Annotated in this window: 19 protein-coding genes and 2 pseudogenes; 7 read left to right on the forward strand and 14 right to left on the reverse strand. The window is 53.5% G+C overall.

The window, feature by feature from the left end; all coding sequences use genetic code 11:
- Positions 1-301, reverse strand: a 301-nt coding sequence (locus ACR0K5_RS15930; RefSeq protein ID WP_480630643.1) for a ParA family protein, incomplete at its 3' end; no start/stop codon positions are given.
- Positions 302-369: 68 nt separating this feature from the next.
- Between ACR0K5_RS15930 and ACR0K5_RS15935 the strand changes: the two genes are divergently transcribed.
- On the forward strand, positions 370-588 hold the full coding sequence (locus tag ACR0K5_RS15935) for a helix-turn-helix domain-containing protein (RefSeq protein WP_480630644.1): 219 nt from the start codon (positions 370-372) through the stop codon (positions 586-588).
- 384 nt (positions 589-972) lie between these two features.
- Here the strand turns inward: ACR0K5_RS15935 and ACR0K5_RS15940 are convergent, their stop codons facing one another.
- Positions 973-1,386, reverse strand: coding sequence for a thermonuclease family protein (locus ACR0K5_RS15940; RefSeq protein WP_480630645.1), 414 nt, complete (start codon positions 1,384-1,386; stop codon positions 973-975).
- A 117-nt stretch (positions 1,387-1,503) separates the two neighbouring features.
- The gene (locus ACR0K5_RS15945; protein ID WP_480630646.1) at positions 1,504-1,857 is read right to left on the reverse strand and encodes a hypothetical protein; all 354 of its coding nucleotides are present in this window, start codon (positions 1,855-1,857) and stop codon (positions 1,504-1,506) included.
- 178 nt (positions 1,858-2,035) lie between these two features.
- Here ACR0K5_RS15945 and ACR0K5_RS15950 point away from each other — a divergent pair.
- Positions 2,036-2,257, forward strand: a pseudogene (locus ACR0K5_RS15950) (hypothetical protein); the annotation flags it as partial.
- 141 nt (positions 2,258-2,398) lie between these two features.
- Complete coding sequence (locus ACR0K5_RS15955) at positions 2,399-2,797, forward strand: hypothetical protein (RefSeq protein WP_480630804.1); 399 nt, start codon at positions 2,399-2,401, stop codon at positions 2,795-2,797.
- A 46-nt stretch (positions 2,798-2,843) separates the two neighbouring features.
- Here the strand turns inward: ACR0K5_RS15955 and ACR0K5_RS15960 are convergent, their stop codons facing one another.
- On the reverse strand, positions 2,844-3,827 hold the full coding sequence (locus ACR0K5_RS15960; protein WP_480630647.1) for an alpha/beta hydrolase: 984 nt from the start codon (positions 3,825-3,827) through the stop codon (positions 2,844-2,846).
- The gene (locus ACR0K5_RS15965; RefSeq protein WP_480630648.1) at positions 3,820-5,454 is read right to left on the reverse strand and encodes an RcgA family putative transporter; all 1,635 of its coding nucleotides are present in this window, start codon (positions 5,452-5,454) and stop codon (positions 3,820-3,822) included. Before ACR0K5_RS15965 ends, ACR0K5_RS15960 begins: the two co-directional genes overlap by 8 nt.
- Positions 5,455-5,664: 210 nt before the next feature.
- On the opposite strand from ACR0K5_RS15965, the gene ACR0K5_RS15970 reads away from it, so the two are divergent.
- Together ACR0K5_RS15970 and ACR0K5_RS15975 are read left to right on the forward strand one after the other, a co-directional pair.
- Positions 5,665-5,847, forward strand: a complete 183-nt coding sequence (locus ACR0K5_RS15970) for a hypothetical protein (RefSeq protein ID WP_480630649.1) — start codon at positions 5,665-5,667, stop codon at positions 5,845-5,847.
- Between the two features lie 254 nt (positions 5,848-6,101).
- Positions 6,102-6,893 carry a hypothetical protein gene (locus ACR0K5_RS15975; protein WP_480630650.1) on the forward strand — a complete coding sequence of 264 codons (792 nt, stop codon included), beginning with the start codon at positions 6,102-6,104 and terminating at the stop codon, positions 6,891-6,893.
- Here the strand turns inward: ACR0K5_RS15975 and ACR0K5_RS15980 are convergent.
- From ACR0K5_RS15980 to ACR0K5_RS16000, 5 genes and pseudogenes are all read right to left on the reverse strand, one after another.
- Positions 6,875-7,024 (reverse strand): annotated as a pseudogene (locus ACR0K5_RS15980) (IS6 family transposase); the annotation flags it as partial. The gene ACR0K5_RS15975 and the pseudogene ACR0K5_RS15980 sit on opposite strands and share 19 nt — an antisense overlap.
- 186 nt (positions 7,025-7,210) lie before the next feature.
- Positions 7,211-9,487 (reverse strand): molybdopterin-dependent oxidoreductase, encoded by a 2,277-nt coding sequence (locus ACR0K5_RS15985; RefSeq protein WP_480630651.1) that lies wholly within the window; start codon positions 9,485-9,487, stop codon positions 7,211-7,213.
- A complete protein-coding gene (locus tag ACR0K5_RS15990) occupies positions 9,484-10,488 on the reverse strand; it encodes a transketolase family protein (RefSeq protein WP_480630652.1) in 1,005 nt (334 codons plus the stop codon). The genes ACR0K5_RS15985 and ACR0K5_RS15990 overlap by 4 nt, the downstream gene beginning before the upstream one ends.
- Before the next feature lie 11 nt (positions 10,489-10,499).
- On the reverse strand, positions 10,500-11,423 hold the full coding sequence (locus tag ACR0K5_RS15995) for a thiamine pyrophosphate-dependent enzyme (protein ID WP_480630653.1): 924 nt from the start codon (positions 11,421-11,423) through the stop codon (positions 10,500-10,502).
- Positions 11,424-11,463: 40 nt separating this feature from the next.
- Positions 11,464-12,510, reverse strand: coding sequence for a zinc-binding dehydrogenase (locus ACR0K5_RS16000; protein WP_480630654.1), 1,047 nt, complete (start codon positions 12,508-12,510; stop codon positions 11,464-11,466).
- Positions 12,511-12,726: 216 nt separating this feature from the next.
- Between ACR0K5_RS16000 and ACR0K5_RS16005 the strand changes: the two genes are divergently transcribed.
- Together ACR0K5_RS16005 and ACR0K5_RS16010 are read left to right on the forward strand one after the other, a co-directional pair.
- Positions 12,727-13,698 carry a sugar-binding transcriptional regulator gene (locus tag ACR0K5_RS16005; RefSeq protein ID WP_480630655.1) on the forward strand — a complete coding sequence of 324 codons (972 nt, stop codon included), beginning with the start codon at positions 12,727-12,729 and terminating at the stop codon, positions 13,696-13,698.
- A 19-nt stretch (positions 13,699-13,717) separates the two neighbouring features.
- A complete protein-coding gene (locus tag ACR0K5_RS16010) occupies positions 13,718-15,193 on the forward strand; it encodes a xylulokinase (protein WP_480630656.1) in 1,476 nt (491 codons plus the stop codon).
- Between the two features lie 8 nt (positions 15,194-15,201).
- Here ACR0K5_RS16010 and ACR0K5_RS16015 read toward each other — a convergent pair whose 3' ends face one another.
- The 4 genes from ACR0K5_RS16015 to ACR0K5_RS16030 are packed head-to-tail and all read right to left on the reverse strand — an operon-like array spanning position 15,202 to position 19,747.
- Complete coding sequence (locus ACR0K5_RS16015) at positions 15,202-16,182, reverse strand: ABC transporter permease (protein WP_480630657.1); 981 nt, start codon at positions 16,180-16,182, stop codon at positions 15,202-15,204.
- 1 nt (position 16,183) lies between these two features.
- Positions 16,184-17,167: an ABC transporter permease gene (locus ACR0K5_RS16020; protein ID WP_480630658.1), complete on the reverse strand. Its 984-nt coding sequence runs from the start codon at positions 17,165-17,167 to the stop codon at positions 16,184-16,186.
- A 3-nt stretch (positions 17,168-17,170) separates the two neighbouring features.
- Complete coding sequence (locus ACR0K5_RS16025; RefSeq protein WP_480630659.1) at positions 17,171-18,673, reverse strand: sugar ABC transporter ATP-binding protein; 1,503 nt, start codon at positions 18,671-18,673, stop codon at positions 17,171-17,173.
- Positions 18,674-18,679: 6 nt separating this feature from the next.
- The gene (locus ACR0K5_RS16030; protein ID WP_480630660.1) at positions 18,680-19,747 is read right to left on the reverse strand and encodes a sugar ABC transporter substrate-binding protein; all 1,068 of its coding nucleotides are present in this window, start codon (positions 19,745-19,747) and stop codon (positions 18,680-18,682) included.
- Positions 19,748-19,909 lie beyond the last annotated feature (162 nt).

Consider the following 19,909-nt stretch of genomic DNA (forward strand, 5'->3'; position numbering starts at 1 on the left):
GCGGGAGCATGGCGTGGGCCAGAACCTCGTCCATCTCGATCATCGGCCGGACAACGCCATCGAAGCTACCATGCTTCACTGTCTTGGGTAGGTCAGAGGAATTCAACTCGTTTTGATCGATCCACGCCTTCCAGCTGTCGACGAGTGACGGATAGTTGCGCGATTGATCGGACCGAACACTGGCGCTGGCGTCGACCAGAAGTACCCGTTTCTCAAGAAAGAGATAGCCTGCAGCCAATGCCAGGGTCGTTAAAAAACGGCCTGCGCCGCCTTTGCTCGTGAATAGAGTAATGATCTGCATCGGTCTGCGTTCAAAAAGATACGATTAGTCCGTAGACGATATGTCGTCATTTGAAGTGCTTTGCAAGTGTGGCGGAGCAATCAGAGATAAGAGCATTCGGACGTCGCGTTCGAGAACTGAGAAAGGCAAAGGGTCTTTCTCAAGAGAGCTTTGCTCACCTGGTAGATTTAGACCGAACATATATTGGTGGAATCGAGCGTGGGGAGAGAAACCCCGGACTGAAGACGATTATCAAAATTGCCAATGGTCTGAACGTGCGCACAGTCCATCTCTTTCAAGCCGACTAGTCGCTTACTCATCAAGATTGTAGATCAACTCAGAATATAATTAACATAAAACGGATTACACGGGACGCGGTCGACCAGCATTTTAGCCGACATTGGCATCCTGCAATCTTCGGAGCCCACTAGAGGCTTCAAAGCTGGCCGAGGCGTGTTTTGGTTTACGGAAGTCAATTTAATTGACTCCGCCGCTGTGCTGTCCTTTTTAGGGACAGCATCAAGGTTTGCTGTTTTCTTCATCGTTACGGTTTTCTCTTGATGTGCGAGAATTGCCCCGGATGGCTTTGGGGCGTCTCTGGCCCTGTCAGTTGTTGGCGCAACTGACAGGGCCGTTAACTGCTCAATCTAGTTTTCTTCCTCCTGCAGTATTCTTGTTTCCAATCTTTCAGTTTACGGGCACCAGGACCGGCGTTTGCCGCCCCAGTGTTCCCGCGCGAGACCCTCAGAAATGAGGATCTTGCCAATATTGCGTCCATTCACCTGACCGACCGCCAGGAAGCGGCCATGTCTGTCGACGTTGTCTTCGATTTCAAGGTCGATGTACCCGGCCGTTTGGATGAGTTCCGTGAGCCGTTTTGTGGCTTGCAAACCTAACGCTTTTTCGGCGTCACATTGGGGTCGGTAAGTTTCGGGGGTATCGAAACCAACAAGCCGGTAGCTGTCACCGCCATAGTCAATGGTGTCGCCGTCTATGACGAGCACTTCGGCGGCTGACACCTTCAATGTCGATTTCCGATACCCGACCAGATCCACCAGGATCGCCGCGCCGAGTAGCACGGCTGTCAAAGAAAGAAGCTCTTTCATCTGGCTTGCCCTCCCGATGGAATAACAAAACCAGACCAGTGCGAAGCTTGGCTTATAAAACCGGCCGTTGGGAGCAGTTCAATGCGCTTCTCGGAACGACTCGAAAGCGGGGTGACTTCAGTCCTCGTCTTCTTCCTTGTCGAAATCCAGGTTGATCTGCCCCCGCACACCATCTGTCGTGATGGTAAGATCGTTGTGGAGAGTAATATCGCTGCCCTGCCTGAACCGGCTGTGAAAATTGAAGAGGCCCGGAAACAGTGACAGCCTTCGAGGAACAACCCCTTGAGATGTCGCCCTCTCAGAAATGAGAACGTTGTCCTTACCTTCATAGCGGTAAATGCAAATGTATTGCGGACGTCCATTTTGCCCCAGCTCGACTAGGTCATACCGAAACTCATAGTCCTTACCTGATGCATCAAGGTCTCGTGCTTCACCTTGGGTGATCAATGGAAAGTTCTTTCTGTGCGGCATGGTCGTCCCCCTATAGGACGACTTCTTGCATTCTTTCGAATTCTCCGAAAGTTCTGATCTGGTAATTTCAATACTGCAAAATTTTAAATTTGCAAAACAGAAAATATAGTGATCTAACTTTTTTGCAGAAATTTGCGCAAACGATCCACGAAATCACGTTGCTCGAAAGGACCACACCATGTTTCGACTGAAGCTACTGGGATGCACATCTGCTATCGCTCTTGGACTCACCGCTCCGGCTTACGCCTACCCAATCGACTGTGCGATTTTCTTATGCCTTGCTGGAGGGTGGCCCAGTTCACCGGATTGCAATGCCGCTCGAGCCGAGTTCATCCGGCGTATAACCCCCCTGCCGGTCGAACCGCCGCTTCAACTCTGGCGATGCCCAATGGGCGCAACCTCGGGTTCTTCCGGCATGTCACCCATGCAGCGTCTCGATGCCATCAAATCATCAAGTGCCAACCCGCTTCCTGAGTTTCCCGGGACGTATGGCAAGACCCCGCAAGTTGTAGATGTCACTTACTCTCGGGACTCTTGGTCAATGCTCGATGTCTCCGATGCCTTGAAATGGGCGACGGTTGGAGTAAGGGAAACACCGTTGGCAACTATCGGCGCGGCGTCCCCTACCCTTCCTGAGCCTATTCTGGCAAACGTGAATCTATCAGCCCCTGATTTCGATGTAGTCAGGTCCATAAGGGTGTGGCACGTCCTTCACTACAGCTACAAAGTGCGGGAACGCGAAGGGCCGTGCGAAACCCGTTTGGATATGGATGTCGGATCGTATGACGAAAACGCCAGTTTCAATTGGTCCGATCGCGCACCTGGTCCGCGTCCTGCGTGGCTACCCTTGCGTCGGCGATGTCCAAGCTATTTCCGCGGCGTGGGTGTCGAATGGTCGGACATTTTTGGCCGCTATGACTATGTGCTCGTGCCGTACTAGCGAACACACACAGTAGCTATCTGAGCGCGGCCAGAACACGGCTAACCTACGAGGACGATGCTATCGGCATGTCTTTGTTTGTTGAGCCGAAAAGCTCACAAATTTGAGCCAATACGTTTTCGCGAACACTTGGTACCTCATACAAGACGTCGTGTCTCGCGTTTTGCATCAGCTCCAATTTCCCATTGGGCCAACGTGCCATTCTCTCCTTGATTGCGGGGATTGCGACGATTTCGTCCTCAGCGCCGCAAAACGTGAGACACGGAATGCCAGGAGACTTTAGCTTAGAAAGTGCTCGAGTTTCTTTGAGGGCCTGAAACAACCAAGACATACTGGGCCCGCCAATCTGCTGGTCAGGCAGGGATTCCGAAACGTTCTGATAATACTGGTACATACCAGGGTCATGTGTCAGTCGGTTGTCGTCGAAATCCGTTGTCAGCACATAGCTCTCGCCACAGGTACCGGGAGCATAGGTGGCACCTTTTCCAAGAGCTTGAAACGCGCCTGATAGAGGCCATGCCCCGAGCCGTTGCAATGTCGGTAAGTTAATGTCCCACAGGGGAGCCGTGAACGCGCATGCTGAAGTTGGAAGACCTTCGATTATCGCACGTAGGCCGACGCATGCACCCAGAGAATGCCCGATGAGGTACCAGGGCTGCGGTAAATCAAGGGACTTAGCCACATCGGCCGCAGCAGCAACGTCCTTCTGGTAGTCAGAGAACCTGAGAACATGTCCCATCATCGGATCTTCAGTGAGCCTGTCGGAAAGTCCCTGACCGCGCCAATCAACAGCGAAGGCAGTGTAGCCGGCGCAATGAAGATACTCGACGGTTCGTCCGTATTTTTCGATGTTTTCCGTTCTCCCCTGAAACAGGAAGACAGTGCCCTTGGAGGATTTTTCGGTTGGCCAATGAGCCACCCTGAGACGAATACTGTCATCGGCATGCGCCCAATAGGCGCGCACATCGGGTGGGCCTTCTGCGACATCGGGATGAATGGGGGCTTTATCCAGAACAATCGTCTTAAGCATCTAATTCTCTCGTTTTTGTTGCGTTCAGCCGACCCAAGGTGGGACGTGTAAGGAAACATGCAGCCAAGACCAGGGCGGCAATCAAAATGATCGTGAAGCCGGGAAACATACCAATTAGCATATAGGTCACCGTCAACAGGAGCAGGATCCCGTACATCGCCATCAAGGATATATTTTCCGCTTTCTCGCCGTTCAGCAGGCCCAGGCTGGTGACCGCTTTACGTATTTTGGCCGTGCAGATCACAAACATCCCGACAATCACTAGCAGACAGAAGAAGCTGTAGTAGAAACCCGGCACATTCTGGTGGAAGCCGTACCCGTCCAAATGCGAACCGCTACGCTGAAAAGGAGCCAGTAGATCGGCTGCCAGCCAACCAACGATGTCCCTGCCGTTCGAGAGCAGGAAGCTCGCCTGTAGCTTCATCAGAATGGTGATCATCAGGCCCAATGAACAACATCGGAAAACGCCAGCCATCAGCTCCTCGCCGATCCTCGCAAGAAGCCGACGCTGTTCTTCAGCCCCGTCTCGGACAAGGCCTGCAGAAAAATCGACGAAATCATCGGTCAGAGTATAGAGGACGATCAGGCCAGCAAAAAACAGATAGGACCCAAGAGCATTCAGCAAAAAGACGAGCCCGGAGAACACAACGGCATTCGGAACTGAAACCAGATTAGGTTGGAAGATCGCAATTCTTCCCCAGTCGACCGGCCAGTTCCCAACATCCCCAGTTAGCAACGGGATCAGATGTGTTTCCACCCAGTTAAAAGCTGAGGCTATCAGAACGGTCACAACAAATACCGCCCAAAACACATAGGACATCGCTGCAACCCTGCTCGCCCAACTTGTTGGTGATGGTGTGGAACACGACTTTCTAACCAAGTCGGAGCGCCGTTCTTCTTTCCAAAGCCGCAACAATTTGATCAGTACTGCGAAGTAGATTGGCAGAAGTACAAGGAAAACTACCGTCCAATTTGGAGCCCACAAAAAACCGACTTGCTTAGTGGGGCCGGTTGGGGATGAAAAAACAACGCTGTGAATGTTCAACGAAAAGGACATAAGCCCCAGTGCGGTAGCTGCAGCGAATACAACGGCCGGCAAGCCTAATGGTGAATGGGTGCTGAATATTGCCTCCGTTCGTCCGGCCAGCCATTGGATTTTCTTTGGCTCCACCTTCTTGTCGCGTTTCGTTGTGCTCTCTGGCGGATTTTGGCCTCCGTCTTCGGTAGTGCTTGCAGAATGCTTCACGTTGCGCTTTTGAATGCTTCGCCTTTCTCGCCGCTTTGTTGCCAAACGCCTGTTGGCAGCATTGAGCTCCGCTCTCCACGCGGTGATGGCGTCAGGATTGTCACAGCCAAAGACGCGCGCCAACCAATGAATGTTGTCGGCGCTAATCCCTTTGTCATTGTCCTGAAACCAATGCTGGACTGTCCGAAGGTCAACGCCTGTTTTGTTAGACTCGAATTGCGAGATTGTGCTGGCAAGAAGTTCTGGCGTCCAAGAGCCGACAGGTAGTCCGGTCTGGTCAGTCGGTAGACCAGCACCGACTGACATCAAGTACTTAAAGAGTTCTTTGATGTCGCTGCCGTTTTTCGGCGGAGGAACAAAATATTTTCCGCGCTTGGTCAATGGCTTCCACGCTTTCGTTTCGTTCCATTTCGTCCTGTGTCGTTTCGTTTCGTGCGATTGTCAACGGGCCCGGATACTCATCTATAAGTTGAGCGATTTCCTGCTTCATCTCTTGGGGTGGATCGCAAAAGTCTAACAGTCGAAAGTCCCCTGCTCTCCGGTTGACGTTGGATTTTGAGGAATGGACTTGTAGGACACCAAGGAGCGAAAATGCAGACACAGCAACCAAACGAGCGTGCAAAGAGAGCCGAACCGATCATTGAGGTGCAGGATGCCCGTACCGGCAAAACAATGGTGCTTGTCTATGCTTGGAACAACGGACAGGTAAGCGTCGCATCTAACAGCGAGTTAAAGGTGGTCGAGCTTTCTCCGTCAGCGCGACTTCGTCTTTGAGAAAGTGATCCTCATGTTTCGTCGAATGCCTTGTGATCACGGATCTTAACATAATACAGTATGGCAACTATGAGATTAGACCAGTTTCCCTACCCTCGGAATGAATTGGTGTCGCAGTTCAAGTATCTTTGACCCGAATGCTGGTATCGCACAACCAGCAACCAACTGGACAAGGTTAAGGCGGCAGGTTAACAAGCCGTGAACCCAGCGAGTGTGCAAGGTCTCATTGCAACTTGAATTTGGGGGCCACACACATGGCAAGAGTTATCTCCCGCGCGCCCAACGGCGTGCTTGTTGGTGATCAACGCAAAGATCAGATCCTTCTACTTCAGGATACCGACGGTGACGGCACCGCATCCGGCGCTGGTGAAACGACCGTTTTCTTTGATGGAGAAAATGCATCGGGACTAGCTGATCCGACCGCCAATGTCTTCACGATCCATCAGGCGTCAGACAAATCCGTCCATGCCGGTGACGGCACCACCGATACAGTCTATCGCCTGCGCGATCTCAACAATGACGGTGACGCGCAGGACGCCGGAGAGGCGAATGTCTGGTTTTCTGCCGACAATTTGGCCGGGTTTTCGACGGTCACGCCTAGCGGCATCCACGAGAGCGACGATGGTGCGATTTATATCGCAAATGCTGGTGTAAGCTCGGTGCCTCGGGACGCGATTTATCGTACTGTTGATCTGAATGGCGACGGCGACGCAAACGACGAGGGCGAAGCGACGCTTTGGCTGGATGTGCAGTCCATTGTCGATACCGCCGTGCCATTTGACCTGAGTTTCGATGGCGATATTGCCTATCTCAGCGATCTGGCCGGGGTTGCGACGGATGTAATCTATCGCATCGAGGACGTGAACGAGGATGGCACAATTCAGCAGGATGAGGTGACGAAATTCATCTCGGACGACATGAGTTTCGGTGCACCGGTTGATATTGCCAATGCAACGGCGATTGACGGGTCCGTCTACACGCTCACATGGTTCGCAACCGGAGGGGATATCCGGCTGGGGGTCACCTATCGATTCAACGTTGCGTGATCCAGTTCAACGCCACGTTCCGCCATGATTTCTTCCAGATCCCGGTAAGATACGCCGTATCGAAGATAGAAGAAAACAGCATACAAGATCACTTCCTTCGGAAAATGTGCACCCTTGAATGAGATTGCCACGATCCGCTCCTGTAGTTTGGAGTATGCGCTACCAAAACTAAGCTTGACCTGACAGGTGGGAACAAAGTTTGCGACAGAACCGCCCAAAGAATGACTGCGACGGTACTTGAAAGGAGATCTACGCAGCATGACGACACTTAGATCCAAAAAAGCTGGGCAAACGAGCGGTTTTACGCAACAGGCCCTTCAGAGCAGTTCCGCCGCACCTTCTACCCGAACCAAGCAAGTGTGTGCTGACGGGCCTTGTGCAAGCCGAGACGTGCCAACATCACGGGTCACCACATTTGGATTTCCCGCACTACAGGTGTTTCGCTCCCAATCAAACCAAGCTCCAGTCGAGACCTGCACCACGCCAGGTCGTATTTTTTTCGAGGTTTTCAATCTTGCAAGGAAAGCGCCACGGTCATTGAAGACCCGTATTAATGCACCGTTTTCCAACCCTCGCGAAGACGCATCTTCCGGGTGCATTTGCAATGGTTCATAGCCCCTGTCGCGCGCCGCCTGACTGACGCTACCATGATCCAACTGACTGTGCAGCTTCGCCTTGGGCTGGTTTGAAATCAGATGAAGCTCCCCGGCGCGTTTTGCTCCAAGCCATTCGGTTGGTTCGATCCAAGCTGCATGGCCGGGATGATCCGTGTAACCGAAACCTGCCACTTTTTCCGAAAACAGTTCTATCCTACCAGACGGCGTACTTAGTGCGTGGGTATCAGGATCTTTGCGGAAATCAGCCAGAAGAACATTTTCGTCTTCCAGCGCCGGAATTTCAAACCAGCCCATATCCTCAAATTCATTCCAGGTTGGCAGTACAACGCCAGCTTCGGCGGTCATATCGCGTGTGCGATCATACAGGTGCCGTAACCATTCTTCAGTGCTACGCCCTTCGGTAAATGCCTTTTCAACACCCAGTTTTGCCGCGATGCCTTTGAAGATGTCGTGATCGCTTTTGGATTGACCTACAGGTTCAATTGCTTGATCCATGAAAACTTGGATCGGGTCACGTGGATTAAGAGCAAGGTCCTGGCGTTCTAGTGTTGTGTTACACGGCAGCAAGATATCAGCGTGTTTGGCCGTAGCGTTCCAGCACCATTCGTTCACGATCAAGGTTTCACATTTGTTTAGAGCGCGCCGGAAACGGTTTAGGTCCTGATGATGGTGAAAGGGATTACCGCCGGCCCACCATATCAAACGGATATCAGGGTAAGTTCGTCGCTCGCCATTGAAGTCGTAAGGACTGCCGGGCTTCTCGAGCATTTCGGTTACCCGGGCCACGGGAATGAAGTCGCTTATTGGGTTTTTACCCTGCGGCATCCGCGCCATTTGCAATTGGCGCGCAGATCCACCCACGAAGTTTTCGGCTGAATATCCAAAGCCGATCCCTGTGCCGGGCTGACCTATCTGCCCCAGCATCGCTGCCAATGAAATTGCCGCCCAATAGGCATGCTCCCCGTTTTCCTGTCTTGTCAGGGACCAGGAGACCCCAATCATGGTGCGCTTGTCTGCCATGCGGCGGGCTAGATCTCGGATAGCGTCGGCACTTAGCTCAGAAATCTGAGCGGCCCAGTCGGCTGATTTTTCCGGTTCGCTACCGTCCCCGCGCAGATAAGCGGAAAAGCGATCGAAGCCGGTTGTGTATTGTGCAAGAAACGCTTTGTCGTGAAGGTTATCCACCAACAAACTATGGCTCAGCGCGAGCATGAGCGCGGTATCGCTGGACGGACGTGGTGCGATCCATTCCGCGTTCAGGCTGTGGTGTGTATCCGATTGTAGCGGGGAAACATTAACGAACTGCACGCCATGTTGTTGGGCTTGCTGCATCCCCAACAATTGAAGATGTCGCCCAACACCACCTGAGGTCACTTGCCCGTTTTTGACGGGGATACCTCCAAATGCCACGAACAATTCTGCATGTTCGGCAATTGACGCCCAGCTGGTTGCCGATCGCACAAGCATATCGAAATCGCCCATAACATGGGGTGTGATGACTTCGGCTGCGGCGTGACTATAGGTGTTCACCGAGCGCACGGACCCACCTAAGAGGTTCAGGAACCGTTTCAACTGCCCTTGGGCGTGATGAAACCTCCCCGCGCTGGCCCAGCCATAGGAACCAGCATAGATCGCGCGGTTCCCAAATTCCTGAATCACGCGTTTCAGTTCATTAGCAACGATCCTGTTGGCTTTGTCCCAATCGACCGGAATGAACTCGTCGGCGCCCCGTAACTCGGTTGACGCGCCGGGACCACCTTCAAGCCACCCGCGCCTTATCATCGGTTGCCTAATGCGCGTCGGACCATCCAAAACATCAACGATGCCGTGGCCGATTGGTGACGGGCAAGGGTCTTCCGCAAAGTCATGCAGGGCTTTGACTTTTCCACCTTCAACTTCAACCCGATAGGTTCCCCAATGAGCGGATGTCAGCAGGTCGCGCTGCGACTTCGTTCTAAGCGACTTTGCATCGCTCATAGTGCCTCTGCTTTCGCCAGCGAATGCACATCATCGAAGCGTGCCGTAGCAAGGTCGTCCTCGGTAATATCGAATTCTTGGCCCATCAAATCTTCAATACCGCGCACAAGGGCTGAGGCGTCCAGGCCGTAGTATTTCATCAGATAAGGGCGTGATCCGCCGTGGGCATAGGTGTCCTTTAGGCCCAGACGAACAAGCCGATTGCCGACGCCCGCGTCAGCCATAGTTTCGGCCACAAGACTGCCGATGCCACCTTCGGTGACATGGTTCTCTAGAGTAACAACACCATGTTTTACGCTGCCAATGTGATCCAGAAGCGCATTGGAGTCGAACGGCTTGATCGTGTGAAGGTGCAGATGTCGGATCGAAAGCCCCGCCTTCGAGAATGCGGCTCGCGCCCGCATGGCCTCTTCGGTACAAATGCCTGCGGTCACGACAAGTACATCGTCGCCATCGGACAACTCACGCATTTCGCCCACCTTTATCGGCGTATCGAATAGGCGAGGAACCGACCCTCGCAGCACTCGGCACCAGACGGGCCCGTCAATACTGTCGGCGGCTTCGCAAATGCTCTCTACCTCGGTGGCGTCACCAGTCTCCAGGATGGTCATATTTGGAATAGACCGCATAACACTGATATCCTCAATAGACTGGTGGGTCATACCGCCAGGAGTGGTGACACCAGGGAGAAAACCCATTAGGCGGACCCTGCGGCGCGGGTAAGCGATGGAGGCCATCAACTGATCATAGGGACGGCGATACATGAACACCCCAAATGTGTGTATAAAGGGGCGAAAGCCTGCCAGGCCAAGACCACCGGCGAAGCTCATCATATTCTGTTCGGCCATGCCGAGAGACAGAAACTGACTGGGATGGCGATCTCGGAACCCGTCGATTTCACACGATGAGGTCAAATCCGCAGAGAGGCACAGAATGTCTGGATTGCCAGCGGCAAATTTCTCAAAGGCGCTCGCATAGGGGCGCGAAACCATTTCTACCATTGTCGGGCTCCTTAATGTGCGTAGTCGATGGGATCGACACCTAGATCGGCAGCGATCGAGATGTTGAAGCGCGCGCGTTCGTCTTCGGATTTGAAGCGCACGTAATGCAGGCGCGGGAAACGTTCTTTAAGGACCGACATCGCGTGGAACGGGTTGGTGCGCGCAAGGATGATCAGCGGCTTGCCGTCGTGGCTTTCCTGTGACGCATCGCGGATCGCGCTCAAATCGTGGCCGTCCACTTCGATGCAAGCGGCCCCGAAGTTGAGGAACTTGGTGCGAATATCGCCGACTTCCATGACAGACGACATCGCACCGTCGCATTGTTGGTCGTTAACATCCATAATCGCCTTGACCTCGACCCCGTGATAGGCAGCGGCCTGCACAGCTTCCCAGGTTTGGCCTTCCTGAACCTCGCCGTCGGACATGAAAACCCATGTATTGCCAGTATCGCCGCGCAGATCGCGTCCATAGGCCAGCCCCGCGGCAGTCGATAGCCCGATACCCAACGTGCCGTTGTGCACTTCCATACCTGGTGAGTGCTCCGCCCCGATCATTTCCACACTGGAACCGTCCTGATTGAACATTTCCAAACCCTCGGGTGCCATGCGGCCCACTTCGATCAAGGTTGCATAGGCCACAAGTGCGTAATGGGCGGGCGCGATAAACAACCGATCATATTGTGGCTCGAACGGCCCGTTATAGCCGGCACCAGTGTGATAATCGGCATTGGCAGGCGACGGCACGCCGCCAAAGGGTTTTGGGATCATTGGCAGGGTCGGGTCGCCGAAGTTAAGCTCCTCATTGTAGAGCCACGCCAATTGCTCAGCTGCGGAACAGGCTTGGCTTAAGTAACCACCGTTATTTCGCATGGCGTGTTCGAACACTCGGCGGCGGATCCCAAGAGCCACTTCTTCGGTAGATTTTTCGTTCTTCAAAGAGTTCTCCAATCCATTGAATCGCAGCGGAAGATTCAACTCAGCTGTAGCAGTCGTGCGGGTAGATGATAATTTTCAGTGAGTCCTTCGCTTCCACCAGCATGCGAAAGGCTTCAGGCGCATCTTCGATGCCAAATCGGTGGGAAATCAGTTTTTCAGGGTGAACTCGACCAGATTTCAGCAATCGGAAGTACTGGTAAGTATCGTTGTGGTCTGCAGAGAATTTTGAAGTCACCGTGACTTCGTCAAAGTAGGCTTCTGCTCCGTCCCGAGTCCAAGACGTGCCGGGGGCAAGGGGGGCGCCAAGATGCAGGGTGCCGCCCTTCTCAACGAGCTTAACAGCCGAATCCCACGCGACGGCAGATGGTGCGATGACAATTACAACATCTGCTAACAATCCGTCATTGTTCTGCCGGATTACTTCTTCGGCATTCTGTTTCTTGGGGTTGATTACATGGGTAGCGCCAACCTCCAGCGCCCTATTAAGCCGCCAATCAGAGAAATCCAATGCAAAGATTTTACCAGCCCCGAAGAAGGGCGCGAGGTGAATAAAACCCTGTCCCATGAAACCCGCACCAACTATGGCGATAGTGTCGCCAGGCTGAATGCCGCAGGTTTTGAGTCCGCCAATTACGCAGGCCATGGGCTCAATCGTTGTCGCCGCTTCCGTGCTGATATGGTCTGGGATCAGGTAGGCGTCTTTTTCCAGATGCTCCCTGGTCACCTTGAAGTATTCACACATCCCACCAGGAACGATGTTGGTTTTTTCGAAATGCGGGTCGCGGGTAAAGTGACCACGTTGCGACCAGTGAGACGTTAGATTGGCGACGTGGTGGTGTACGAAAATCCGATCACCTGGTTTGAAAGTCCTGACACTTTCACCGCACTCCACCACTTCAGCTATTGGTTCGTGGCCAAGAACCTTGCCGTCGGATTTCTTGTACCAAGGCATGGCCTCACCGCCACAAAGGCCACAGGCTAGGGTTTTTAGCAACGCCTCATCGCCCGCAATTTCGGGGATTGGGCGATCTTCAATCCGAATGTCGTCAATTCCATAGTAAACGGCAGCGCGCATCGTCCCGGCCATCAGTCGTCTCCAACGGCAAAATTCTACTTGGCGCACCCGTCAGCCTTCGTTTTACCTGAGTTAGTGGCAGGCATATATCGACTAGCAACGATCGCGTCTCTATCATCTGAAGAACTTCTAAATCGAGATGATGTCAATTGTCAAATCAATATGGCATATGTAATGTAAGCAAGGGAGGCCATGTCACCGACTATGCAAAAAGCTATTCAAAAAAAGGTGCCGAGCAAGAAAAGCACGATCCCCCTTCAGTTCACGGGCGACATGGTGGCCTGGGCCGCTTGGCTGTACTACGTGGAAAATGAGACGCAGGAAGGAACAGCAAGGAAACTCGGCGTGTCACGTGCCACGGTTGGCAACTACCTAACCGAAGCAAAAGAGCGTGGGCTTGTCGAAATCTCGGTCTCACCTCACCTGTTGTCCATGGGAGCCCTTTCAACCAAGGTGCGAAAGCGTTTTGACCTGCAAGACGTGTTCGTTATTCCACAGACAACTTCCGATGGTCACGATTTGAGAGACCGCGCCGCGATTGCCGGTGCTGAAGCTCTGCTTGCTTTGTTGAAGGATGGCGACACGCTGGGCGTGGCTTGGGGGCGCACAATGCTGGATGTCGGGCGGGTTTTGCGAAAGGCGCGCATACAAGATGTAAGTGTTATGCAAATCGCCGGGTCGATGTTGAATGAAGAAGACAATTCTCCGGAATTTTGCACCGCCATTATTGCCAAGGCGTTGGATGCCAGGTCGTTGAACTTCAGCGCGCCATCCATCGTTTCGACACGGGAGCTTCGTGATCTATTGCTGCTGGAACCGAGTCTGCGCGATTACTTCCAACGGCTGGAGACCTGTGACATCGCGATTTTCGGTGTGGGTGCATTTGAAGAAGCAAAGGAACTGGGTGACCGCTATCTCGCGCAAAAAGACGTTTTGGAGGCTTACGCGCAGAACGAATCGGTCGGCGTTCTGGTAGGTCGGTTTATTAACGCGGAAGGCGAAGTTGTGGATGGGCCCCTGTCCGAACGCAGAATCGGAATTTCAATGAAGACTTTGCAGGCCATTCCACAACGTATCCTTGTCGGGGCCGGGACGTACAAGACGCGTGCAATCCGAGCTGTTCTCAAGGCAGGGCTTTGCACGCATCTGGTTATAGATACCGAAACGGCAGAACTGCTTCTTTCAGGTGAAGAAGCATAGACTGCTAGTGTGAGGGAACATGGCGAAAGACCTCATAATCGGGCTGGATAGTTCGACACAGTCGACTAAGGCGATTGCCTGGTCCCGCGAAGGCAACGCCGTGGCGGAAGGCCGGGCAAGCTTTGATCTTCTGCACCCGCGGCCGGGATATGCCGAACAACACAGCGCGGACTGGTGGCAAGCGACATGTAAGGCACTTAGAAGTTTGACCTATCAGTTGGATACTGAACGCTTGGCGGGGCTCGCGATCTCAAACCAACGCGAAACAATTGGGTTCTTTGATAGGGAGGGGCAGGAAACACATCCAGCTGTTACCTGGCTGGATGACCGCGCGTTAGAAGAGATCCCGTTGCTAACCAAAGAATTTGGCAGCGAAAAGTTACATAGTATCACCGGACGGCCTCCCAACGATGCGACAGTTGCCGTGCACAAACTATCATGGATGAGACGTAACCGGCCAGACATATGGTCCAAGACGGACCGCTTTCTCGACGTCCATGGGTTTTTGACGGGTAAGCTGACCGGAACACCTGTGGCAAGCACCACAACGGTCGACGCGTTCACCGTCTACAACATCGACAAAATGCGCTTGTCACATTCAATTCTTGCGCATCTTGACCTGACACCGAACCACTTCGCGGGCATTCGCGCGCCTGGCGTTTTGGCTGGCCAAGTGACGCAAGGCGCTTCGCGGGTGACGGGGCTTCCCGAAGGCCTGCCTATTGTTGTCGCGGGAGGGGATGGTCAATGCGCAGCGCTTGGCGTCAACGCGATTTCGCCGGGGACAGTTTATCTGAATCTGGGCACCGCGATCATCGCCGGGATCATCACCGACACGCCTTGGATCAGCGAGTACTGGCGCACAGTCACATCACCTCTTGGTAAAGGCTATCTTTTGGAAGGATGTCAACGCGCGGGCACCTTCCTCATCGACTGGCTTACGCGTAATATCGGTGGGCAAGAAACGTCGTCGGACACGTTTCGGTCTTTGGAAGAGGCGGCGGCTCAATTGCCTGTCGGGTCAGACGGAGTGACAATGTCACCCTACCTTATGGGTTGCATGGATCCGCACTGGAACCGCGATGCCCGCGCCTCGATCCATGGGTTGGGGCCGGACCACAGGTTTGTACATATCTTTCGTGCGGCGTTGGAGGCAACAACGCTTCAAATTGTACGTTACCTTAGGGCTGCTGAACGCGAAGGTATGAAACCCGAAAAAATAATTGCCGTAGGTGGGGGTGCTTCAAACACGCTTTGGACCAGAATGATCTCGGACGCGTCGGGCGTGCCAATCGTGCAATGCGCCACGCTGGAAGCATCTGCGCTTGGTGCGGGGATCACTGGTGCGGTTGGGGTCGGGTGGTATGGCGACTTTCGCGAAGCCGCCGACGCTATGGTCCATTTTGAAGGGCAGATCTCCCCTGATGCCGCCAACGCTGACGAGTGGGACGAATTGCTGGTGCGGCAGGAAAACACCTATATAAAAAGCCTGTGAAGTGGTTTTCAACTATCGCGATTGGACCAGATTACCACTGACACACCGACAATTAGCAGCAGACCTTTGATAACCTGAAAGGCTGCGTCGCTCCAACCAAGAAGGGCACCGCCGCGTACAAGCACCGCAATGATAAGAACAGCCGTCACCGTCCCAAGAACGTTAGGTTTACCCAGTCGGACCATTGTGCCGCCTAGTAATACGGCCGTCAGGCCATCGAGAAACAATGACTGAGCAATAGAAGGCTGGCCAGACGACAGTTCAACAGCAATCAGCACACCTGAAAAGCCGTTGAAAAAAGCCGACACTACGCAAAGCATGAGCACGATCGCTGCTGTTGGCACACCCGCCTCAAGCACAGCGCGGGGATTGGTGGCCATGGCGAAAATGTAGTGGCCCAGACGCAGGCGGTTCTCGATGAAGACGGCCAGAAGTGTCAGCGTGACCGCGAGGTAAACGATCAGGGGCAGGCCCAGCAGCTTCGCGTCGAAAAAAACTCGCAGCGAGGTGTCCTGCGCAATTGGCATGGACGATCCCAGCCCGATTGCCGCCGCCAAGGCGGAGGCCATTCCACCCGTGGCAATCGTGGTAACCAGCGAAGGCAGGCGCAAATGGGCAATCAAAAACCCGTTGAGTGCCCCTACGGCCAGACTCGCCATTATGGCCGCGAATACAGCCATGCCCCAGCCAAACCCAGCGATCACCAGTCCTGCCGTGATCATGTTCGCAAGGGCAGCGATAGAAACAAAACTAACCTCCATCTCTCCCACTGTGAAAACCCAGGTTAACGCGAGAAACATGATCGAGGAAATCGCCCAGCTTTGCATCATCCCGGACAGGTTTTCAGTTGTCAGAAACGTGTCCGTGGCGACTGAGAAATAGACAAACAGCACTACTAGCAAAAATGGCAGGCCGAACACGCGGATGATGCCATGAGAGTTGAAGCCGTTGCTGGCCTTGGCCGGAGTGTCGAAAGTGCTCTGGCTCATGTTACACAGCCTTTCGCGACGTAACGCGTTTCAGGTTTTCCTGAAGTCGCCGGAAGATCGTTGGATCAAACACAGTGATTGCCAAAATCAGGATCAAGCTAACAACCGCATCCGAGTAATAGTAGGGTATAGACATCAGCGTGAAGCCATTCAGCAGCATGGTCATTACTACGACCCCTCCCAGCGTCGCACCAATTGAGGCTCTGCCCAATAGCGCCGAACCAAGATAAACCGCTGTGTAGGCAGGGAGCAGGATCTGACTACCCGCCGTTACGCGTGATGAACCTACGCCAGAGACATGCAGGATCATTGCAACGCCAATCATCATGCCGCAGATTGAGAAAGCCAGCGCCAGAATCCGCCATTCCCTGATGCCGGAGAAACGCGCTGCTACTGGGTTTTCACCTGTTGCGAACAGCGAGTTTCCGTAGCGGGTCGCGTGCAGTAGGCAGGCACTGAAAACGGCTACGATCAATAGTGTAAAAACCGGAATTTGCAGGCCAAGAACCGTTTTGAAGTTCATTGTTACAAGCCCAGAAGAAAAGAAGTTCTTTGAATAGTCGGCACCGCCATTAAAGGCAAAAGCAAGGCCATAAGCGATGGAGCCGGTTGCGATTGTCGTCACAACATCTGGCAAACGGCCCTTGCCCACCAACAACCCATTGACCAGCCCGATTGCAGTTCCCATAGCGACAGACGCAACAATCGTCATCCACAAAGAGTTACTAGCCGCCATAGTAAACCCAAGCGTCATTGCGGACAGCGACGCGATTCCGGCAAGAGAGAGGTCAAACTTCCGCGTGACAATGACAAAGGTCAGGCCAATTGCCACGATCCCGTTGATCGACATGGCCCGCAGCATCGCCAGAAAGTTCGTTTTACTCAGATAAACATCGACTTGGCTACGAAAAGACAAGGCGATGACCAGGACAAGGCCAACCAGAGTCAGCAATCTACGCGCCAGCGGCGGAAGGGAGTTCAACACACGTTACACTCCTGCAATTCCGGCAGCTAACAGTGTATCCCGGCCAATGCCCGTATCTGGCGCAAGCACCAATCGGCCGCGATAAAGCGCACCAATACGATCGGCCACGCCAAACACTTCATCATAGTCCGACGATAACACCATGACTGCAGCATCCCGGCTCAACTCTCGCATCAATGCATAGATCTTGGCGCGCGCGCCAACATCGACACCAACCGTTGGCTCGACAAACAGATAGATGCTGGCCTGGCTGTATAGCCCTTTTGAAATCACGATTTTCTGCTGGTTACCGCCGCTATAGTCTGAGGCGGGGCGGGTCACTGCTGGCGGTTGCAGGTCTACTTTTTCGGCCAATTCGCGCACATCGGCCAAATTGCGACGAAAAAGCAGAAAGCCACCTAAGCCAGAGGCGCGCGTGGGGTTTGCAATGGCTGCATTAAACACCGCGTGATCTGTCATCACCAAACCTTCAGTACGCCGGTCCCCGGGCACAAGAAAGATACCGTTCTTAAGCGCGTCGGCAGTAGACCGAATGCGTACCGGAGTGCCGTTCAAGCAGATTTCCCCCTTGGTCGGTGCCTTCACACCAAAGATCGCCTTTGCCAACTCATCGATGCCCGACCCAACCAAGCCAAAAAGCCCCGTGATCTCACCCACGCGAACGGACAGGGTGATGCCCTCAAACCCCTGCCCGGTAAAGTCGCGAATCTCTAGCACTGCAGGGCTGTCGGGTTCATTCACTGCTTTGTTGGGGTAAAGTTCTCCAAGTTCCTCCTGCAACATAAGCTCCGGGATAGAAACGTTATTGGCGTGTGCCTCTTCACAAGTCATGGTTGCAATCTTTTGCCCACCCCGAAAAACCGTAAAGCGGTCGGCTACGAGAAAAACCTCGTCAAGACGATGCGTGATGTAAATGATCGAAACCCCGGCGGCTTTCAGCGTGCCCATCGTACTGAACAATTGCTCGGCCTCAACCTTCGTAAGTGTCGAGGTAGGTTCATCCAAGATCAGGATTTTGACATGTTCGTGCTTGAGTGCATGCAAGATTGCGACAAGCTCGCGACCCACTCCGGACAGTTTGCGCACCGGGACACTGAGATCGATGTCAACTGGTAACCGTTCTAGAAGTTCTTCCGCCTGTCGCTTCATGCTGCCCCTTTCGACGGGACGGAATACACCGCGGCCGTGACCTTCTTGACCAAGGAATATGTTCTCGTAGCCCGAAAGATCTTCAACCAGTTCCGGGTGTTGTTGAACCGAGGCAACGCCGGCGTCAATCGCTGCTGAGGGCGAGCGGATCGATACGCTCCGCCCGTCAATACGAATCTCTCCGGCATCTGACGTGTAAATACCCGACAGAATCTTCATTAGCGTGGATTTCCCCGCGCCGTTGACACCTAGAAGAGCGTGAACCTCACCGTGGGCCAAATTGAAATCTACGCCCGACAACGCGTGAACAGGACCGAAGCGTTTGTCGATCCCGCTCATTTCCAGAACAGAAGTCATTGTACGTTAAAGCACGCGCTTCCAGCCAAGTGCTTCAGCAACACCCGGCTCATCATATCTCGCCGCCAAATCCGGATCGTGACCCTCCAGATCCGTTGCGGTCACCAAATAGGATGGATGTAGCAGAATGCGGGGTACCAGATTGCCTTGCAAAAGTTGATGTGCATAATAGACTGGTTCCGCAGCTTGCGCAAAAAACGACTGAGTAACCGTCGCTTTAAAAGGACCGCCTGAACGGATGTTCTCAAATGCTGCCGCGCCTCCATCAATCCCTGTGATGATAACATCAGGTCGGCCTGCGGCAAGCGCTGCCAGCCCGGCCTCCATACCTGCATTGTCCCATGCCGACCATATTCCGGCCAAGTCTGGGTTTGCAGTAAAGAATGCATCTGCAGCCGCGCGCGGTGTGACTTTACCCGTCGGATCAAAGGCCCAAGTGTCTACAACCTCGATCTCTGGAAATTCGCGCAAAGCAAACGCCATGCCCATGTCACGCTGGTTCCAGGTTTCGTTGATCGGAAGTTGCATCGCCGCGATCTTGCCTTTGCCTCCGAGCTTTTCTGCCAACCAACGTGCCGTCACGACACCCATTCCAAAGTTATCGTGGAACGAGTTTTGTGTTGTTGCAACGCCCGGTATCGTAGTGTCTAGCACGAATGTCGGAATACCTGCATCAACTGCTTTCTGGATGGCATTGGCACAGCCCACTGGATCGACCGGAAGAACAATGAAGATGTCAGGTTTGGATGCCACAATTGCGCCGATCTGGTCGTTCTGCTTTTTGAGATCGAAGCTGGCGTCAGAGATTGAAAGCTTTCCCCCCAACTGCTCAATGCTCACTTTGAGGCCACCAATCGTACCGGTAAACGAATCCTGACCTGAAAACGGTGTGGAGAAAGCAAATTTTACAGCATTCGGATCATAGCTCTGGGCCCATGCGGTGGTTGGCCTCAGCAGATTAACGCCACCTCCCGCCACTATTGCACCAAGCGCGACGGTTGTGCCACGCAGGATATCGCGTCGGCTAAGACCCTTAGGATTTGTCATTTCATAAGCGGTATCATCTTTTGACATGTTTTCCTCCTTTTCGACCGATGCGGTGACGATACGTCGGTCCGTTTCTCAAGTGCTTCTCAAAAGACCGAATGGACGAGTTCCATGGTCGAACTACCCCTTCGCCAAGATGCCGGTTGGAATCCAAGGCGTCCGAGTTCCTTTTATTGATTAATAGTGTCA

Source organism: Ruegeria sp. AB9 (assembly GCF_056542585.1).